The 237-nt window shown below is 39.2% G+C and carries 1 protein-coding gene; it reads left to right on the forward strand.

Annotated features, from left to right (window positions below; translation table 11 throughout):
- Positions 1–40 precede the first annotated feature (40 nt).
- On the forward strand, positions 41–237 hold a 197-nt coding region (locus tag AAEY83_RS18440; protein WP_351061592.1), incomplete at its 3' end, for a glycogen/starch/alpha-glucan phosphorylase.

The following is a 237-nucleotide window of genomic DNA, read 5'->3' on the forward strand; positions in this document are numbered from 1 at the left end:
AAGTTACACAGATAAATTCGGCCGAGAGCATCGTCAATGGATGAGTTCACAAGATGTATTAGCTGTACCTTACGATGTACCTGTCCCAGGTTATAAAAACAATATTGTAAATACGCTACGATTATGGAAATCAGAAGCAACAGATGAATTTAATTTAACCGAATTTAATGCGGGCAGTTATTCAGAAGCCGTCGCACAAAAAAATCTAGCCGAACAGATCACCATGGTGCTGTATCC

Origin of the sequence: Psychrobacter sp. TB20-MNA-CIBAN-0197 (genome assembly GCF_040309765.1) — a bacterium.
Classification (GTDB): Bacteria; Pseudomonadota; Gammaproteobacteria; order Pseudomonadales; family Moraxellaceae; genus Psychrobacter; species Psychrobacter submarinus.